Raw genomic sequence first — 19,165 nt, forward strand, 5'->3', positions numbered from 1 at the left:
GTGATGCATGCCTAATTTTCGATTGATACGCGTGCTTCTGCATGTTTTCCAAGGTGTTTTGACTTGTGCGTTAGTATTTCCCTTTAGTTCGGATGCAAGGCGAGCCTCATTGGTTCGCGCATGGTCCACAAAACTTTTGGGTTTATGTCGCGTCGAAGTCAGATTCATCAATCGCAGTGGAGTAGAGAGTACCGAGCATGCTCTGATTGTTGCCAATCATGTTTCATGGATGGACATCTTTGTTATTAATTCATGGCAGGCTTGTCATTTTGTCGCAAAATCAGATATACGCGCTTGGCCTATCGCAGGTTGGTTAAGTGCACAGGCTGGTACGATCTTTTTGGCCCGTGGAAAGCAACGAGATGTACGTCGCATCTATGAAGGCTTGGTTCATCAATTGCGTGAAAATAAAAGAATAGCATTTTTCCCCGAAGGGACGACTGGTGCACAAGGAAGCTTACTTCCCTTTCATGCCAATTTATTTGAAGCCGCGATCGAAGCCAAAGTGCCTGTTCTGCCATTCGCCTTGCGTTATGTTGATCGTCAAGGACGCTTGCATTCGGCAGCGGACTTTATTGGTGAGATGAGTTTTGCTGAGAGTATGAGACTAATATTGAAGCAGGATCACATCATTGCAGAATTGATTCAATTGCCGCAAATATCGGTTGTCGGTATGCATCGTCGCGAATTGGCGCAAGCTGCACACGCAATTGTGGCGCAAGCCCTAGGTCAAAGTGAGGAAGCAAGCATTTCCCCATGTTAAAAAGGGCACTGATGTTGTGGGCTATCAACCTGTAGAATCAATCGATCTTCTAAACGTACTGCACTGAGTTTTCCGCCCCAAACGCAACCTGTGTCCAAACTGATTAGCTTGTCGCGCATTACCAAACCTAAAGTCGACCAATGACCAAAGACGACGGTGCAATTTTGGGTTTGACGGGTTGGAAGATCGAACCATGCATGTAAATGGTCGGGCGCTTTTCCACTACCTTCTTTTAGTTCAAAATCCATTGCACCATTTGCGTTGCAGAATCGCATGCGTGTCAGTCCATTGATGATGCAACGGTAACGATCGTTTGCTTGCCAGTCGTCGCGCCATTCAGCGGGGGAGTTGCCGTACATGGCGCTCAATATTTCACGAAAGTTTTCGCCTTGTAGTTGCTGTTCGACTTCATGCGCTAAACTTAAGGTCATCGCTTTCGTCCAATTGGGATAGACTCCAGCATGCACTAGTAAATGTCCTTTGATATCTAAGGCCAAAGAACGATGGCGTAACCACTCCAATAGTTCATCACGATCGGGTGCATTGAGTATGTCATCTAAGGTATCGCTATGATGCTTCGGACGAAGTTGCTGTGCAACCGCAAGTAAATGTAAATCATGATTACCTAAAACGGCGTTTGCTTTCGCACCTAGATCTCTGATCAATCTGAGTGTGTCGAGTGACTTGGGACCTCGATTCACTAGATCACCAGCAAAATAAAGTTGAGCTGTAGGGTCGACTTGATTGATCCGCTCGATTAATTCTAGCAATTGATCAAAGCAACCCTGCACGTCTCCGATCACAAAGGAATTCGCCATTTTAGTTTTCAGCACCAAGGCGTTTTGCCTCTGAACGACTTATCATGGCATCTTGTTTCAATTGTTCACGTAAACCAGCGGTCATCATGGTTGGCCAGCCAATGAGATGTTGTTCGGCTATCTCAGCGAGCGCGCGCAAACCCTCAGCTGACTCGTTTAAACAAGAGATATAGTGAAATGATTGGCCGCCAGCAGTAAGGAATGCTTGACGCACTTCAATTGCGATTTCCTCCAGGGTCTCAAGACAATCCGCAAGAAAACCTGGGCAAACCACGTCGATTCTCTTTACACCTTGTTTGGCAAGTGCTTGTACCATTGGTTCGGTATATGGCTGTAGCCACTCCGCACGTCCAAGACGAGACTGAAAGGTGACGAGATACTCTTCTTTACTGATTCCTAGCTGTTCCGCTAGCAATCGTGCTGTTTTATAGCATTCGCAGTGATATGGATCTCCACGTACTAAAAAAGCTTTTGGTAAGCCATGAAAACTCATGATAAGTTTCTCGGGCTTTCCATTGATTTCCCACGATTTTAAAATGGAGCTCTTGAGCGCTTGAATGTAGGCGGGATGATCGTGGTAATGTTTGATGAATCGTAGTTCAGGTATGTTTCTAGTTTCTTGATAGTGACGCACGACCGCATCGAAATTGGACGCCGTTGTTGTTGCGGAATACTGTGGATAAGCAGGCAAAATCACAATTCTCTCGCACCCATCTTGCTTTAATTGCGTCAACACACTGGGAATGGACGGTGATCCATACCGCATAGCGTGCACGACACGGACTTCGTGTCCACGTTCGCCTAAGTAACCTTGAAGAAGAAGAGCCTGCTTTTTTGTGTGAACTAGCAGTGGCGATCCTTCATTGGTCCAAATGGATGCGTATTTTTCAGCTGATTTCTTGGAGCGGAAGGGCAAAATGATTAGATTCAAAATCATCCACCAGATTGCTCGTGGTATTTCGACGACACGTTGATCCCACAAAAATTGTTTCAAGTAGGCTCGTACGGCTGACTTGGTAGGCGCGTCAGGTGTACCCAAGTTAATCAAGACGATTGCGGTTTTCGTGATCTTTCCATGCGAAAAATCAGGTTCTTTTAGAAATGCCATTCTATACTTTCATTGTCAATGGTGCTGCCTCTATGGGTTCGCACCAAGCTGTAAGAGATCTCAGGTGCTGTGTTGTTTACAAAGCCAGTAGCTCACGTGCATGTTTGCGCGTGGTTGCAGTAATTTCCAAACCTCCGAGCATTCGTGCAATTTCTTCGACCCGTTGTTTTTGATCGAGAACGGCGATGTGTGATTGCGTTTTTCCATTGGATTGCGTCTTGCTGACTTCGAAGTGTTGGTTTGCTTGACTTGCCACCTGTGCTAAATGGGTAACGCATAAAACTTGACGATCTTGGCCAAGTTGCTTGAGTAATCGACCGACTACCTCTGCAACACCGCCGCCGATTCCACTATCAACCTCATCAAATATTAACGTTGGTGTCGCTGTTGCGCATGAGGTGATTACTGAAATTGCTAGTGCAATTCGGGCCAACTCACCGCCCGATGCAACTTTTGCCAAGGGGCGGGTTTGCACTCCAGCATGTCCCGCTACCATAAACTCAATTTGTTCGAGTCCTGTTGAACTCGGCGTGCAATCGATCAATTCAACTGCAAATCGACCGCCAGTCATGCTGAGATCTTGCATCGCCGCCGTGACCGCCACGCTGAGATCATTCGCGACAGTTTTGCGCTGTTCACTCAGGCTAGTTGCGGCCTTGAGGTATTCTTGCTGTGCCAAGTTTTCTTGAATTTTGAGTGATTCGATGTCAGTTGCACCAGACAGTTGCAACAAGCGTTCGCGCAGTCCTGTCAGTTCATCGATTAGTGAAATAGGTTCGACATGAAAACGTCTCGCTGCACTATGCAAAGTTTCGACGCGTTGTTCGACCTCACGTAACCGAGTGGGATCGAGTTCCACTCTTCCCATATAGTCGCTTAATGTGTAGGAACATTCTTGTAGGTTAATGCGCGCTGAATCGAGTGCTTCAACAACTGGCTGCAATTTAGAATCAAACTCCTCAAGTTTCCTTAACTTATTCAAAAGTCCTGTGACCTGCGACAGTAGTGGTTGTTCAGATTCGGAAATTAATTCGGCCGCCTCTTGCGCACCTTCTAACAAGCTAGCTGCATGGGCAAGACGGCTGTGTTCTTGATTAATTTCATCCCATTCCCCACGTTTTAATTGAAGTTTCTCCAATTCGCCAACTTGCCATTCGAGACGTTCACGTTCTTGCAATATATTCTTTGCGTTGAGTTCGAAATCTTCGCGTTGTTTCACAAGGACACGCCATTGCTTAAAAAGTCTTCCAACTTTTTGCGACTGGTCTTGTAATCTACCTTGCAAGTCAAGTAAATTGCGTTGAGCGTCATTCTTTAACAAGGACTGATGAGCATGTTGACCGTGAATATCAACTAATAATTCTCCAAGCTCTCGTAATTGTGCGGCAGTTGCTGTTACACCGTTGATATAGGCCTTGGATTTGCCTGTATGGTCGATGACACGTCGAATAATCAATTGTGCGTCATCGTTGTGAAAATCGCGGGATTCCAACCATGAGCTGACAGCGGCGTTGCAAGAAAATTCTGCTGAAATGTCGGCTTTTTGCGCGCCTTCCCGCACCATGCTTGCGTCGCCTCGTCCACCTAATGTTAAGGTTAATGCGTCAATCAATATCGATTTCCCAGCACCTGTTTCTCCAGTAAACACGGTAAATCCGGCTGAAAATTCAAGCTCGATGGATTCAACAATGACAAAATCGCGGATAGCAAGCGTACGAAGCATAGGATCTATTCAATAGAATTGAAGGAATGCTTTTATTTTACCCTAGCAGCATGGGTTTTTAGTATAGAACTACTGTATTAATTCACAGGTTTTTTCGGTTCGGCGGACTTGCCAACTGATTCCATTGTGAAAATTAATTCAGCGCACCTTCGACCGATGGGTATTCATTCCAATGAAGTTTTTCGCGCAAGGTGTGGTAGTAGTTCCAATCTTCAGGATGTAGAAAGGTAATATGGTGGGCGGAACGACTGATAATAATTTTATCTTTGTGATTTAAATTGGCAAACGACTGCATGTCGAAATTCACGCTAGCATCGCGTCCAGCAACGATTTCAACACTGATCACGCTTGTTTCAGGTAACACAATGGGACGGTTTGACAATGCGTGTGGCGCGATCGGTACCATTGCGATCCCACCTAAACTGGGATGCAGTAGAGGGCCGCCAGCCGATAGTGCATAAGCGGTTGAACCTGTGGGTGTTGATACAATCAAACCGTCGGAACGTTGGTTATACATAAAGTGTTCGTCGACCTCAACGCGGAGTTCTATCATCCCAGAACCAGGTCCACGTGATAGTACGATATCGTTGAAGGCAACCCCACTAAAAATTTGTTCGCCATCTCGCACAACGATGGCCTGTAACAGACAGCGCTGTTCGGCAATATGTTTGCCTGCGAGAATATTTGCGATTGCTGGGATCATTTGATCGCGCGGAATGTCGGTAATAAAGCCGAGGCGACCTTGATTGATTCCAATCAATGGCACGTCATAGGGAGCGAGTTGTCGCGCAATACCGAGCATGGTGCCATCGCCGCCGAGAACAATCGCAACATCTGCAGTTCTTCCTATATCTGCCACTGACAATGCTGGGAAATCATCGAGTCCTAAGTTTTGTGCAGACTCGTGATCAAATACGACGGCATGGCCAGAATGAGAGAGAAACGTTGCGAGTTCTTGTAAAGATTCACCCATGCCTAAAGCATTAAATTTGCCAATTAGTGCGATGGTTTTTGTCGATGTCATATAAGAACTGCAATGTAAAGAAAATCTAAGATTACACTATTCTATGGGAATTGGATGTATGCCATAGAGGAATGCGTGCTGATTCTTGAATTCCGTCTCAATTTTTATACTTTTCCCAAGCGCAAATGATCGCGGCCTAAAGTGATCTTATCGACTCTACATCTTGTTAGATAGGAAAATGGGGTTGGTTTCGTAAGTCTAAAAAATAATAAAACTCTGGGTTGCGACGGTAGCCCAACGATTCATACAAGGATTGCCCTTCAATATTGTCATGCGCAGTTTCCAAAAATAGGCCTTTGGCATTGTCCGCGATTGCGAATTCTTTTGCACAATTCATCAAACGTTTGGCGATCCCTTGACGGCGTGCCGATTGGGTGACATAGAGATCATTTAAAATCCATAAACGTTGTGCGGAAACAGACGAGAAACTTGGATAGAGTTGTACGAAGCCGAGACCAACTTGGTCATCATTTTGGGCCAAAAATAGTATTGATTCTTGACGGTTGATGCGTTCGGTTAAGAACGATTTGGCCAACTTTAAATCCGAGGTTTGCTGATAAAAGCACCGATATGCATCGAATAAAGGTGCAATCGTATCGATGTCATGCAGATTTGCGCGCTGTATTGAAATGTTCATTTTTTTAGCTTAGTCATTGAAGTCACGGGTGATGGCATTGTAAAACTGTTAGGTTGCTTCAGGTGACTTTAAAAAAATTGGACGTATTCGTCGTCACTTCTTAATGAGGTACTGTCTGAATTACCTTCGCAATTGCTGAACGCCAAGTTTGTCGTCGTCGGTATAATTAAATATCTTTCTATTCGCAAACTTACTATGCCTCATTTTGTGATCGCAGGTGCGGGAATTGGTGGCCTTGCTGCGGCAATTTTTCTGGTTCGCCAAGGGCATCAAGTAACAGTTTTTGAACATGTTGCAGATCCGACGCCGGTTGGCGCAGGGTTACTATTGCAGCCCAGTGGTCAAGAGATGCTGTTTGAATTGGGTTTGCTTGATTCAGTTCGACGTTTAGCCGCAGTGGTGCATAGTTTGGAAGGCTATTCTGGTCGACGCAAAACCTTGGACTTGCATTACCATTCCGTGCATCCTGACTGGTCCGGTTTAGGTGTACATCGGGCCCAATTGCACAGGACGCTTTTGTTTGCCGCGCGAGAGTTGGGAGTGTCAATCAAATTAGGGAATGGTATTGATGATTTTAAGCAGTGTTCCACCCATTTGATCGTTTCTCATCAGCAGGGAGAATGCAATGCAGACGCGTTAATTATCGCGAATGGAACGCGCTCTAAGTTGCGTGAAAATTTGAATGTTAAGCAATCATATCGCCCCTATCCATGGGGAGCCTATTGGGCAGTATTAGATCACGATAGCTGGCCATTTCCGCATCAATTGATGCAACGTTATCGTGGTTCAAGGGTGATGCTTGGGGTATTGCCAACCGGTGTCAATCCCAACACAGGAAAAACATGTTATTCGCTATTTTGGAGTCTACATCGGTCTTTGTTTTCCATTCGCCAAAATGAAGGCTTAGCAGGCTTGGTAGAACAGATTCGGCCAATTTGGCCGGAAGTGGCGGATTGGTTAAGTCAAGCACCGAAAACAGAAATTGCGATTGCAGAATATGCTGATGTCAGAATGTCGTCCTACCATCAGGATCGAGTGTTGGTAATCGGCGACGCTGCACATTCGATGAGTCCACAGCTTGGACAGGGTGCAAATATGGCTTTAATTGATGCAAAAATTCTTGCTGAGTGTGTTGCAGGCAATGCGTCGATCAATCTACACAGCGCGTTTGCACGATACTCAGAGCGACGGCGAAAACATATTGCGTACTATCAAATGGCGAGTCGCATTATGACACCCTTGTATCAATCCTATTTTCCTTATGCGTGGATACGTGATGCGGGAACAATGCTCGGGCGACACCTGCCGCCAATTTATCGTCAATACATGTTGACTTTATGCGGAGCAAAACAAGGAGTTTGGGATCTAAAAGCGCATATTGATGCACTCTAATTGAGAGCGAGCAAGCGGTACCAAAGCCGCAAATTAGAGTAAACTGAAATCCAACACATTCTTATGGCGCGACATGACTATAAAAGCCTTAATTTTTGATCTTGATGATACGCTTTGGCCGGTCGCGCCCTTAATACAAAATGCGGAACGAGTGCTGCATTCTTGGATGGGAGAGCAATCGCGAAGTATCGTTGAACGTTACACGATCGAAAAGTTGCGTGAGCGGCGCCTAGCGTTAGCAACAACAAATCCGCGTTTTGCATACGATTTGTGGGCGCTTAGACATACATTGCTCCAGCAAGTTTTCGCTGAATTTGAGTTTGCGGGCAAATTTGCGCAAGAGCTTGCTGATGAAGGGATGCAGGTTTTTGCAAATGCCCGCAATCAAGTGAACTTCTTTCCTGATGTCCTGCCCGCTTTGGAACGATTGAAACATGAATTTATTTTAGGTTCGATTTCGAATGGCTTTGCCGATGTCAAAGCAATTGGACTCAGCAACTATTTTTCGGTCTCATTGGCGGCGCATACTTTTGGTTGTGCTAAACCCGATCCAGAGATTTTCCGCGCTATGTTAGGGCACTTGAATTTAGCGCCAACGGAAGTCATGTATATTGGTGATGATTTGCTGTTGGACGTTGGTGGGGCTAAAGGGGTGGGAATGGTGGGTGCATTGGTCGATCGCTATGATAAACACAAAACAAATAACGCCCATCAAGTTTTTCAACCAGATCTTATCGTGAAAGACTTGCAAGAGTTGTTGCATGAATTAACATAAGCGTCAAAATGCCTCAGGATAGCCAACAAAAAACGGTGCGTTTCTACGACAGCTAGCCTAAAATTAAAATATGCAACTTGATAATCGCGCTCAAACATTATTAAAGGCTTTGGTCGAACGGTATATTTCCGATGGACAGCCAGTAGGCTCACGGGAGCTTTCCAAAATTTCAGGACTCGAATTGTCGCCGGCGACGATTCGTAATGTCATGTCTGATCTGGAAGACATGGGTTTTGTGACGAGCCCACATACGTCTTCCGGACGTATTCCTACCCCTCGTGGGTATCGTGTATTTGTCGATCAATTGCTGACGGTTCAGGATATCGATGAGTCAGTTTTAGAGTCGACCTTGGGGGCGCGTTTGCAACCCTCGATTATCACTGGCTCTTCCCAGAAAATTATCGCCAATGCAGCACAGGTGCTTTCGTCCTTGTCTCAGTTTGCAGGTGTCGTCATGACGGCCCGTCAGGAGTCGGTCTTCAAGCAGGTGGAATTTCTCCGTTTGTCTGAAAAGAGAATTTTGCTTGTTGTTGTTGCCCCAAACGATGAGGTGCACAATCGTTTGCTATTGACGGATGTGGACTATACCCCGGCACAGTTGGTGCAAGCCGCAAACTATTTGAATCAGCATTTCGGTGGGCAAAGTTTTGAACAAGCTCGCATGTTGATCAATCGAGAGTTGCGTGAATTGCAAGGCGACATGAATCGTTTGATGCAAGCCGCGCTTCAGGCTGGAAGTGAAGCCATTGCCGAAAATACCGAGGAAGTTGTTATTTCTGGTGAACGGAACTTACTGAATGTCAGCGATTTGTCGTCGAATATGCATTCTCTACGTCGTATGTTTGATCTTTTCGAACAAAAAAGTGGTTTAATGCAATTGTTGGACGTCACCAGTAATGCGTCAGGCGTGCGGATTTTCATTGGTGGGGAATCTCAATTGGTGCCAATGGAGGAGATGAGTGTCGTTACGGCGCCATACGAGGTAAATGGCAAGATAGTTGGCACTTTAGGCGTCATTGGTCCGACTCGGATGGCATATGAAAGAGTGATCCCTATCGTGGATATTACCGCTAAACTTCTGTCGAATGCGCTGAACCACTCATTGTAAAGAATACATTTAGAGAATTTTGGAATATTGAATATGGCTGATAATAAAGACATCTCTGTATTGATTGTCGATGACAATGATATGACGCGCGAAACACTCAGAGTCATCTTGCGACATGATGGGTACAACGTGATAGGTGAGGCTCTTGATGGCGATGGTGCATTGGAAATGGCAACACGTCTCAAGCCAGATATTATCTTGCTTGATGTGGTGATGCCGAAAGTCAGTGGGATAGAAGCTTTGAAGAGCATTCGCATGGTGATGCACGATGTGTTTGTCCTGATGGTGACTGCTAATAAAGATCAAGAAACAGTGACAGAGGCGGTCAAAAGCGGGATTAGCGGCTATATTGTGAAACCATTTAATGCAAAAAAAGTTTTGGACACGGTACAAAGTGTCGTGACGAAAGTTCGCGCAGGTCGAAATGCAAAAGCAGCAGCGGCCAATCCACCTCCCGTTGCTTCTTCAGCAACGGTGAACGACGACCCAGTTAAGCCGGTAAATTAAGAATCGTATGATTGTTAGATTTTGTGAGAAAAAGGCGGAAATTTCCGCCTTTTTGTTTATTTTGCAAATGATGAGTGTGACAATTGCGGGTGTGTAACGAGAATTATTTGCGATTTGCGCAATTCGTCTTGGTGCAATTGCCATAAATTGCGAGTGAGTGTTCCGCAATTGCGAAGCCGCGTTCCTCTGCTATCGCATGTTGGCGTTTTTCGATTTGATCATCAAAGAATTCTTCAACGCGGCCGCAGTCGAGACACACCAAGTGATCATGGTGTGAGCCTTCATTTAACTCAAAAATCGCTTTACCAGACTCAAAATGATTGCGGTGCAGAAGGCCAGCTTGTTCAAATTGGGTTAAAACACGGTAGACGGTGGCGAGTCCAACGTCCATATTTTCAGTCAATAAAATCTTATAGACGTCCTCAGCTGTCAGATGGCGAACCGAGCTATTTTGGAAGATTTCAAGAATTTTTAGACGTGGCAAAGTCGCTTTGAGTCCGCTTGCTTTCAGGTCAGGCGTGTTATTTGTCATGTTTTCAGTCAAAAGAAGGCTAAGTGCTTTATGATATAGGGTTTTAGAGCCCAGTTAAGATTTTCTGTTATCTTATCTGAAGTTGGCGGGTTCGACATTCTTGCATGAAAAAATAGAGGTTGTTTATGGCTTTAACTGTGTTTAATAGAATTCCTAGCAAATTGGCATTGTTCAGTTTGGTTTCTTGTGTTGCATTAACTTCGGGGTGTGCCTCTCAAAAGGCCATGGTCGCTGAAACAGAAGCGGCAAGTGCCACGAGTGGTACGCAGATCGTAAAACCAAGTGGTTTCGAGAAACTGTTTGGATTGATTTCGCCGTATCGTATTTCCATTCAACAAGGTAATTTCGTATCGCAAGAAATGGTTTCCCAGCTAAAAGAAGGGATGACTCGTGAGCAGGTGCGTTTTTTGCTGGGTACTGCACTGTTGACGGATATGTTCCACGAAGATCGATGGGATTATCCTTTCCGTATGTTAAAACCTAATGGTGAAGTGATTTCTAGCCGACTTGCGATCTATTTTAAAGACAATACTGTCGCCAAATTTGAAGGAGGTAATTTACCGACTGAGAAAGAGTATTTGGCACACATCACGAATTCAGCGATCGCTTCGCGTTTGGAATCGATGCCAACTGAAACCCAAAAGAAAAAGTAAGTCGAGTTAAATTATGTCTGGTATGAAAATCGCAGTGGCAGGTGCATCTGGCCGCATGGGAAAAATGTTGATTGAAACAATTACGGCGGCTGACGATGCGCAACTTGTTGGTGCGCTCGTTACACCAAAGTCAGCGTTTTTAGGCACTGATGCCGGTAGTTTTTTAGGGAAGAATACAGGGATTCAAATTGAATCAGAGTTTGCCTTAGGTTTGGCTAATGCTGATATTTTGATCGATTTTACGCGCCCCGAAGGTAGTTTGGAACACCTCAAATACTGTGCTGAACATGGCATTAAAATGGTCATCGGCACTACCGGATTTGATGATGCTGGCAAAGCAGCAATTGCTGCTGCAGCAGAGAAGACGGCAATTGTGTTCGCGCCGAATATGAGCGTGGGTGTGAATGTGACCTTGAAACTGTTAGAGATGGCAGCAAAGAGTTTTTCGCACGGTTATGATATCGAAATCGTGGAAGCACATCATCGTTATAAAGTCGATGCTCCTTCAGGTACCGCATTGAAAATGGGTGAAGTCATTGCAGACACTTTAGGCCGAGATTTAAAACAAGTGGGTGTGTTTGCTCGAGAAGGGGTTACTGGTGAACGTGATCCATCTTCGATCGGTTTTGCCACTATACGCGGGGGGGACATTGTGGGCGATCATACTGTGTTATTCGCGGGTATTGGGGAACGCGTTGAAATTTCACATAAGTCTTCCAGCCGCGTGACTTATGCCCATGGCAGTTTGCGCGCAGCACGATTTCTTGCTGACAAATCGACAGGGCTATACGACATGTACGATGTATTGGGATTCAATGCAAAATGACTCGGAATAGTGACATTCAATAATCAAAGAGAATAATACATGCCAATTACGATTAGCCAATATTGGTTGCAACTTGATGATTTGGGTCGGGCGGTCGCTGTAGGTTTGATTTTTATGTCTTTGCTGAGCTGGTTTACGATACTCAGTAAAACTTGGTCGTATTGGCGGATTCGACGCAATCCGTCTGCGCTAAACACATTTTGGAACGCGCCAACCATCGAAGATGCGGTGACGATTTTGGATGTACTTGACCTAGAAGGTATTTACACTCCGTTAGCCAAGCAAAGCTGGTCAGCGGCAATTCCACAACCATCACGACACTCCATCATGGCTAAATCGGAGCTAACTGACGTGCTGACGCGGGTCTTGCGTGAAGAGCTAAACCGAGTGACTGTGCGATTGGAATCGGGGCTCACTTTATTGGCGTCAATTGGTGCGACAGCGCCTTTCGTCGGTTTATTGGGAACGGTTTGGGGAATTTATCATGCGTTGACTGCTGTCTCAGGTTCCAGTGCGATTCAGATTGATTTAGTTGCGGGACCTGTTGGCGAGGCTTTGGTGATGACAGGCTTAGGTTTGATCGTCGCAATCCCAGCCGTACTGGCGTATAACGCATTTAACCGGATGAATCGAATTATTCTTGCCGAGGTAGATGGATTTGCATTTGACTTGCATGCCCATTTCACCAAAGCGAAGCAAGTTTAGGTGTTCTGATTTCTATGGGATTTGGTCAATTTAAGAGTTTGGGAAGACGTTCTGAAGCGTCGCTGGGGTCGATGTCAGAAATTAATGTCACACCGATGGTGGATGTGATGTTGGTTTTGTTAGTTATTTTTATTTTGGCGGCGCCGTTACTCAATCACGCGATTCGGCTCGATTTGCCCGAGGCGCAAAGTGATGCGTTGCCTCAGGATGCAAAACTCATTAGCTTGTCTTTCGATGTCGAAGGACGATTATTTTGGGATACCGAGCTGATCGATTCCGAGATTTTAAAGCAACGACTACTCCTCAGTGCAAAGCAAAAGCCACAGCCGGAAATTCTCATACGTGCTGATAAGTCAACACGTTTCGAAAGAATTGCTGAGGTGATGGCTGCAGCGCAAGAGCAAGGCCTGAAGCAGATTGGTTTTGCGACAGACACTAAAATCAACGGCAAGGCAACAAAAAATTCCGTCGATCATTCCGCTTTAGCCCCTAAAAAGTAAGTAAAAGCTGGCTTTTTGTCCTAGTCTTCCCTCAATTTCCCTGCCTTTAGCCTTATAATCTAAGGCTGTGATTTGCTTCAATGAATTGCTCGCTCGACCTTGAGTTTGCGAGTCTTATGCAAACAAACTAATTTAAATTTTCCTATTTCTTCAATCGAATTGTCATGCAAGAAAAATATAGCCCAGCAGAAGTTGAACAAGCCGCCCAACAACATTGGACCGAGTCTAATGCGTTTAAAACGGTAGAAAACGACCCACGTTTCCCTAAAGGGAAATATTACGCTTGCTCGATGCTGCCATATCCATCTGGCAAGTTACACATGGGCCACGTGCGTAACTACACGATTAACGATATGCTCGCGCGCCAATTGCGCATGAAGGGCTATAACGTCTTGATGCCTATGGGTTGGGATGCGTTCGGTTTGCCCGCAGAGAATGCGGCGATTGCTTACAAAAAATCGCCAGCAGAATGGACTTACGCCAATATCGAAGACATGAAATCGCAAATGCAGCCTTTGGGTTTGGCATTTGATTGGTCACGTGAAGTGGCAACTTGTGATCCAGATTACTACCGTTGGAACCAATGGCTGTTTTTGAAGATGCTGGAAAAAGGCATTGCTTACAAAAAAACCCAAGTAGTGAACTGGGACCCGATCGATCAGACCGTATTGGCGAATGAACAGGTGATTGATGGTCGCGGTTGGCGCTCGGGTGCGATTGTTGAAAAACGTGAAATCCCAGGCTACTACTTCGGCATCACGCAATATGCGGAAGAGCTCTTGTCTAGCATCGATCAACTTGATGGTTGGCCAGATCAAGTTCGTACCATGCAACGTAATTGGATCGGTAAGAGCGAAGGTGTGCGTTTTGCGTTCAGCCACGAGATTAAAGATGACACAGGCGCTTTGGTGCAAGACGGCAAGATGTATGTCTTCACTACACGTCCTGACACCATCATGGGTGTGACTTTCTGTGCCGTCGCTGCAGAGCATCCCATCGCTACTGTCGCTGCGAAGAACAACGCAAAATTGGCTGCATTCATTGAAGAGTGCAAAGCTGGCGGTACTACAGAAGCAGAAATGGCGACCAAAGAAAAAGAAGGTTTGCCAACAGGTTTATTTGTGACGCATCCGTTGACTGGCGAGCAGGTGGAAGTCTGGGTCGGCAACTACGTCTTGATGAGCTATGGCGATGGCGCTGTGATGGGCGTTCCGGCGCATGACGAACGTGATTTCGCGTTTGCGAAGAAATACGGTATCACGATCAAACAAGTCGTCGCGGTGGAAGGCGAAAGTTTCACGACCGATGCTTGGGCAGAATGGTATGGAGATAAACAAAAATGTGTGACGGTCAATTCTGGTAAATACGATGGTTTGAACTACAAAGCCGCTGTCGACGCAGTTGCAGCTGACCTAGTCGCCAAAGGCGTAGGCGAGAAGAAAACTACATGGCGTTTGCGTGATTGGGGTATTTCCCGTCAACGTTATTGGGGGACGCCAATCCCTATCATCCATTGCGATGACTGCGGTGATGTGCCTGTGCCTTACGAAGATTTACCGGTGGTATTGCCGACCGAATGTATTCCAGATGGCTCTGGCAATCCATTGAAAACGCATGCGGGTTTCTTGAACGTTCCTTGCCCGAAATGCGGCAAATCAGCGCATCGTGAAACCGACACCATGGATACCTTCGTCGATTCCAGTTGGTACTTCATGCGTTATACCTGCCCTGATGCGACAACGATGGTTGATGAACGTAACGACTACTGGATGGCGATGGATCAATACATCGGTGGTGTCGAACACGCAGTCTTGCACTTGTTGTATGCACGCTTCTGGACTAAGGCGATGCGTGATATGGGCTTGGTGAAAATTGATGAGCCGTTCAAAAACTTGTTCACGCAAGGCATGTTATTGAATGAGTCTTACTACCGTGAAGATGCGAGCGGCAAAAAAGTATGGTTCTACCCGAACGAAGTGGAAGTGCAGCATGATGACAAAGGTCGTCCAATTTCCGCCAGTTTGAAGAGCGATGGACAGCCTGTGCAAATGGGTGGCATTGAGAAAATGTCCAAGTCCAAAAACAATGTGGTTGAGCCAAAAGATATTATCAGTCAATTTGGTGCAGATACCGCACGTTTGTTCACCATGTTCGCAGGTCCACCAGATCAAAGTGCCGCATGGAGTAGCAGCGGTGTTGAGGGTGCATCACGTTATCTGCGTCGTCTGTGGGCGACGGCGTTGAAATTCTCTGCAACGATTGCCGCTGGCGTAACACCTGCAGCGAACTATGCAGCGGATGTCAAAGCTTTGCGTTTTGAAGTGCATAGCACCTTGAAGCAAATCGATGGCGATTATGATCGTTTGCAGTACAACACGGTGGTTTCTGGTGCGATGAAATTGTTGAATACAATTGAATCGTTTAAATCGGAAGCGGAAGGTTCAGCTACCGCAATGCGTGAAGCCTTCGGCATTTTGTTGCGCGCTTTGTATCCTGTTTGTCCGCATATTACGCATGCTTTGTGGAATGAGCTTGGCTATGCAAAAGACCTCGGTGGCATCATTGACGCACCGTGGCCGCAAGTCGATGCAGCAGCCTTGGTGCAAGATGAAATCGAATTGATGGTGCAAGTGAACGGCAAATTGCGCGGTAGTATCAAGGTGGCTAAAGATGCTGACAAAGCGACGATAGAAGCGGCAGCTGTAGCGAATGAAAGTGCGGCGCGTTTCATCGAAGGTGCACCGAAGAAGATTATTGTGGTGCCGGGTAAATTGGTGAATATTGTTGTTTGAGTTTGCATAGTATTGCAGACGCAAAGTACGTGGATGTCTTGTAGACTAGTTCCCTCTCCCGCAAGCGGGAGAGGGTTAGGGTGAGGGTGGTTCAGAAGTGATAAAGTCGTCGAAAGGCATAGGATGGCGGAAAGCCCCTGTCATTTGTTTTCAATAATTTTATTCGAAGTTGAACCACCCTCATCCCCGACCCTTCTCCCGCTTGCGGGAGAAGGGAGTTTGAAATTCCAAGTTGTTAAGTAGAGTGAAAGCCTCATGAGCATAAAGCGTTCTCTAAAAATTGTTAGTTATCTTGTTTTTATCATGGGTCTTAGCGCTTGCGGATTTGCGCTACGTGGCGCAGTCGCGTTTCCGTTCCAAAGCATTTACGTTGGCTTGCCAGATAGTTCTGCTTTAGGTGGCGAACTTAAACGCAATCTACGTGCTAATGGCAAAACGGAAGTCACTGCTCAAGCAACGACGGCGGATGTGATTTTGGATGTATTAGGTGAGTCGCGTGATAAGTCGATCTTGTCTTTGAACAGCCAAGGTCGTGTGCGTGAATTCAATTTACTGTATAACTTAAAATTTCGTTTGCGCGATAAAGCCGGACGTGAAGTTTTAGAGCCAACCACGATTAGTCTGAAGCGCAATCTCAGTTTTAAAGAAAATGAAGTCCTCGCGAAAGAAGCGGAGGAAGCTTTGTTGTATCGCGATATGCAATCGGAATTGGTACAGCAAATTATGCGTCGTCTCGCCGTCGTGAAGATGGATGCACCTGCTAAAGCAGACTAAGCACACTAAGCACACTAAGCAAACAAAGGTCAAAACTGAATATGCAATTACGCTATGATGCTATTGATGCCCATCTCGCCAAAGGTTTGGCGGCGATGTATGTCATCTCCAGCGATGAGCATTTGCTAGTTCAAGAGACCGCTGACAAAATTCGTAAAGTCTCGAAAGCACAAGGTTTTTTAGAGCGTGAAATTCTCACGGTAGAACGCTATTTTAAGTGGGGCGAACTGCTCGCTGCGAACCAATCGCAATCCTTATTTGGCGATAAAAAGCTGATTGATTTGCGTATTCCGACCGGCAAACCAGGCAAAGACGGCGGTGCAGCTTTACAAGAATATGTGCGAGATCTCTCGCCCGATAACATCACTTTAATTACCCTGCCTAAACTCGATTGGGCAACGCAAAAAGCAGCTTGGGTGACGATGTTGCAGCAGGTTGCTGTCTATATTGACATCCCTTTGATTGAACGCGTTGCCTTGCCGAATTGGATAGGACAACGATTGGCGGCACAAGGCCAAAGTGCCGATCGTCAAAGCTTGGAGTTTATTGCGGATAGGGTGGAAGGTAACTTACTCGCAGCGCATCAAGAAATTCAAAAACTCGGTTTGCTGCACCCACAAGGTAAATTGAGTTTTGACGTGATTCATGACGCAGTCTTAAACGTCGCTCGTTACGATGTATTTAAACTCAACGAAGCGATGCTAGTCGGCGATGTGGCACGCTTGGTCAGAATGTTAGATGGACTCAAAGGTGAGGGCGAAGCGCTACCTTTGGTCTTATGGGCGATGGCAGAAGAGCTACGCACCTTACTCAAATTAAAATCCGGCGTCGCACAAGGACGCCCATTGGGGGCACTCTTGAAAGAGTACCGTATTTGGGGCCCAAGGGAAAAACTCATGGAACCCGCATTACGTCGCGTGAGTTTGGCGACCCTGCAAGCAGCATTACAAGACGCTGCGCAAATCGACAAAATGGTGAAGGGCTTACGTGCGCCAAAATTTGCTGGTGATGCTTGGGATGCTTTATTGCATCTGGGTTTGCGAGTAGCAAAAGCAAATTAACGCTTCTCTAAATCGCTTATTTGTGCGCATCGCGTTGTTGCTCATGCTCGCAATATCGGCGCCATATAGGGTGATTTTGTAACGCTTGCTCAGCACCTAGCGCAGTATCCCAAAAAGCAAATTTGCGATGCTTCGCGCCAACCAATCAATGACACTAATAAAGTTTAGATTAAACAAAAATGAGTATGGATCTCAATACCTACAATATCCAAGATTACATGAAGACATTGGGTCAGCAGGCTCGTGCCGCTTCACGTGCGATGGTTAAAGCCGATACCGCGACCAAAAATAAAGCCTTGCTGGCAATCGCAACAGCAATTCGTCGTGATGCTGCTTCTTTGCGTGCCGCCAATGAACTCGATCTAGCAGCCGCAAAAACTGCAGGCATGGATGCCGCAATGTTAGATCGACTTGCCTTGAGTGATAAAGCGATTGCCACTATGGCAGAAGGCTTAGAACAAATTGCGCGCTTGTCTGATCCGATCGGCGAAATCTCGAATATGAAATATCGTCCATCTGGCATACAAGTTGGACAAATGCGCGTGCCGCTAGGCGTGATCGGCATCATTTATGAAGCGCGTCCCAACGTAACGGTAGATGCCGCGGGTTTGTGCATCAAGAGTGGTAACGCAACGATCTTACGCGGTGGCTCCGAAGCTATTCATTGCAATTGCGCGTTAGCGTTACTGGTGAAAGAAGGCTTAGCTGCGGCTGGTTTGCCGGAGCAAGCGGTGCAAGTAGTTGATACCACCGACCGCGCGGCGGTTGGTGCCTTGATTACCATGCCAGAATATGTCGATGTGATCGTCCCGCGTGGTGGCAAGAGTTTGATAGAACGCTTGATGCGCGAAGCGACTGTGCCGATGATTAAGCATTTAGACGGCATCTGTCATGTTTACATCGACGATAAAGCCGATATCCAAAAAGCCATCGATATAGGATTTAATGCAAAATGCCATCGTTACGGTACGTGCAATACAATGGAAACTCTATTGGTGGCCGAAGCAATTGCACCACAGGTTTTGCCCTTGTTAGCGGAGCGTTATTTGACTGAAAAAGTAGAATTGCGTTGTGATGTACAAGCAGCACAAATCCTACACGCTTATCCTTATTTGGCAGAGGCACAAGAAGTTGATTGGTCCACCGAATATTTAGCGCCGATTTTGGCAATCAAACTGGTGGTCGATATGTATGAAGCAATTGAGCACATCAACCAATATTCGTCCAAGCACACCGAGTCTATCATTACCGAAGATTACAGCCGTGCCATGGCATTTTTGCGTGAAGTTGACTCTGCATCGGTCATGGTGAATGCATCGACCCGATTTGCAGATGGCTTTGAATATGGACTTGGCGCGGAAATTGGCATTTCTAATGATAAACTGCACGCGCGTGGACCCGTTGGTTTGGAAGGATTGACTTCTTTGAAATACGTGGTCTTTGGTCATGGTGAAGTTCGCCAATAAC

The 19,165-nt window shown here is 46.1% G+C and carries 19 protein-coding genes; 13 read left to right on the plus strand and 6 right to left on the minus strand.

The window, feature by feature from the left end; genetic code table 11:
• Positions 1 to 7 precede the first annotated feature (7 nt).
• Positions 8 to 763 (plus strand): lysophospholipid acyltransferase family protein, encoded by a 756-nt coding sequence (locus tag KDM90_RS07875; RefSeq protein ID WP_212675071.1) that lies wholly within the window; start codon positions 8 to 10, stop codon positions 761 to 763.
• Here the strand turns inward: KDM90_RS07875 and KDM90_RS07880 are convergent.
• The 5 genes from KDM90_RS07880 to KDM90_RS07900 form a co-directional block, all read right to left on the minus strand.
• Entirely contained in the window at positions 760 to 1,581 is an 822-nt protein-coding gene (locus KDM90_RS07880; protein WP_212675072.1) for a symmetrical bis(5'-nucleosyl)-tetraphosphatase, read from the minus strand. The two genes, KDM90_RS07875 and KDM90_RS07880, sit on opposite strands and share 4 nt — an antisense overlap.
• A gap of 1 nt (position 1,582) precedes the next feature.
• Positions 1,583 to 2,689, minus strand: coding sequence for a ferrochelatase (gene hemH / locus KDM90_RS07885; RefSeq protein WP_212675073.1), 1,107 nt, complete (start codon positions 2,687 to 2,689; stop codon positions 1,583 to 1,585).
• Positions 2,690 to 2,765: 76 nt separating this feature from the next.
• Positions 2,766 to 4,412 carry a DNA repair protein RecN gene (gene recN, locus KDM90_RS07890; protein ID WP_212675074.1) on the minus strand — a complete coding sequence of 549 codons (1,647 nt, stop codon included), beginning with the start codon at positions 4,410 to 4,412 and terminating at the stop codon, positions 2,766 to 2,768.
• A 133-nt stretch (positions 4,413 to 4,545) separates the two neighbouring features.
• Positions 4,546 to 5,436: an NAD kinase gene (locus KDM90_RS07895; protein WP_212675075.1), complete on the minus strand. Its 891-nt coding sequence runs from the start codon at positions 5,434 to 5,436 to the stop codon at positions 4,546 to 4,548.
• 166 nt (positions 5,437 to 5,602) lie between these two features.
• Entirely contained in the window at positions 5,603 to 6,073 is a 471-nt protein-coding gene (locus KDM90_RS07900; RefSeq protein WP_212675076.1) for a GNAT family N-acetyltransferase, read from the minus strand.
• Between the two features lie 195 nt (positions 6,074 to 6,268).
• On the opposite strand from KDM90_RS07900, the gene KDM90_RS07905 reads away from it, so the two are divergent.
• The 4 genes from KDM90_RS07905 to KDM90_RS07920 all read left to right on the plus strand — a co-directional run bounded on the left by KDM90_RS07905 (position 6,269) and on the right by KDM90_RS07920 (position 9,855).
• A complete protein-coding gene (locus tag KDM90_RS07905) occupies positions 6,269 to 7,465 on the plus strand; it encodes an FAD-dependent oxidoreductase (RefSeq protein ID WP_212675077.1) in 1,197 nt (398 codons plus the stop codon).
• 73 nt (positions 7,466 to 7,538) lie between these two features.
• On the plus strand, positions 7,539 to 8,240 hold the full coding sequence (locus KDM90_RS07910; RefSeq protein WP_212675078.1) for an HAD family hydrolase: 702 nt from the start codon (positions 7,539 to 7,541) through the stop codon (positions 8,238 to 8,240).
• Between the two features lie 70 nt (positions 8,241 to 8,310).
• Positions 8,311 to 9,348, plus strand: a complete 1,038-nt coding sequence (gene hrcA, locus KDM90_RS07915) for a heat-inducible transcriptional repressor HrcA (protein ID WP_212675079.1) — start codon at positions 8,311 to 8,313, stop codon at positions 9,346 to 9,348.
• Positions 9,349 to 9,381: 33 nt separating this feature from the next.
• Positions 9,382 to 9,855, plus strand: a complete 474-nt coding sequence (locus KDM90_RS07920) for a response regulator (RefSeq protein ID WP_230409686.1) — start codon at positions 9,382 to 9,384, stop codon at positions 9,853 to 9,855.
• Positions 9,856 to 9,958: 103 nt separating this feature from the next.
• Here KDM90_RS07920 and fur read toward each other — a convergent pair whose 3' ends face one another.
• On the minus strand, positions 9,959 to 10,387 hold the full coding sequence (gene fur, locus KDM90_RS07925) for a ferric iron uptake transcriptional regulator (protein ID WP_212675080.1): 429 nt from the start codon (positions 10,385 to 10,387) through the stop codon (positions 9,959 to 9,961).
• 125 nt (positions 10,388 to 10,512) lie between these two features.
• Here fur and KDM90_RS07930 point away from each other — a divergent pair, with 125 nt between their 5' ends.
• The 8 genes from KDM90_RS07930 to KDM90_RS07965 all read left to right on the plus strand — a co-directional run bounded on the left by KDM90_RS07930 (position 10,513) and on the right by KDM90_RS07965 (position 19,164).
• Positions 10,513 to 11,040, plus strand: coding sequence for an outer membrane protein assembly factor BamE (locus KDM90_RS07930; protein ID WP_212675081.1), 528 nt, complete (start codon positions 10,513 to 10,515; stop codon positions 11,038 to 11,040).
• A 13-nt stretch (positions 11,041 to 11,053) separates the two neighbouring features.
• On the plus strand, positions 11,054 to 11,866 hold the full coding sequence (dapB, locus tag KDM90_RS07935) for a 4-hydroxy-tetrahydrodipicolinate reductase (protein WP_212675082.1): 813 nt from the start codon (positions 11,054 to 11,056) through the stop codon (positions 11,864 to 11,866).
• 39 nt (positions 11,867 to 11,905) lie between these two features.
• Positions 11,906 to 12,571: a MotA/TolQ/ExbB proton channel family protein gene (locus KDM90_RS07940; protein ID WP_212675083.1), complete on the plus strand. Its 666-nt coding sequence runs from the start codon at positions 11,906 to 11,908 to the stop codon at positions 12,569 to 12,571.
• Positions 12,572 to 12,585: 14 nt separating this feature from the next.
• Complete coding sequence (locus KDM90_RS07945; RefSeq protein ID WP_230409687.1) at positions 12,586 to 13,071, plus strand: ExbD/TolR family protein; 486 nt, start codon at positions 12,586 to 12,588, stop codon at positions 13,069 to 13,071.
• A gap of 164 nt (positions 13,072 to 13,235) precedes the next feature.
• On the plus strand, positions 13,236 to 15,863 hold the full coding sequence (gene leuS, locus KDM90_RS07950; protein WP_212675084.1) for a leucine--tRNA ligase: 2,628 nt from the start codon (positions 13,236 to 13,238) through the stop codon (positions 15,861 to 15,863).
• Positions 15,864 to 16,118: 255 nt separating this feature from the next.
• Entirely contained in the window at positions 16,119 to 16,637 is a 519-nt protein-coding gene (locus KDM90_RS07955) for an LPS-assembly lipoprotein LptE (RefSeq protein WP_212675085.1), read from the plus strand.
• 41 nt (positions 16,638 to 16,678) lie between these two features.
• Positions 16,679 to 17,698 (plus strand): DNA polymerase III subunit delta, encoded by a 1,020-nt coding sequence (gene holA, locus KDM90_RS07960; protein ID WP_189344621.1) that lies wholly within the window; start codon positions 16,679 to 16,681, stop codon positions 17,696 to 17,698.
• A 179-nt stretch (positions 17,699 to 17,877) separates the two neighbouring features.
• Positions 17,878 to 19,164, plus strand: a complete 1,287-nt coding sequence (locus KDM90_RS07965) for a glutamate-5-semialdehyde dehydrogenase (protein ID WP_230409688.1) — start codon at positions 17,878 to 17,880, stop codon at positions 19,162 to 19,164.
• The last annotated feature ends 1 nt before the right edge of the window (position 19,165 follow it).

Origin of the sequence: Affinundibacterium fentianense (assembly GCF_018139545.1) — a bacterium.
Classification (GTDB): Bacteria; Pseudomonadota; Gammaproteobacteria; order Burkholderiales; family Burkholderiaceae_D; genus Undibacterium; species Undibacterium fentianense.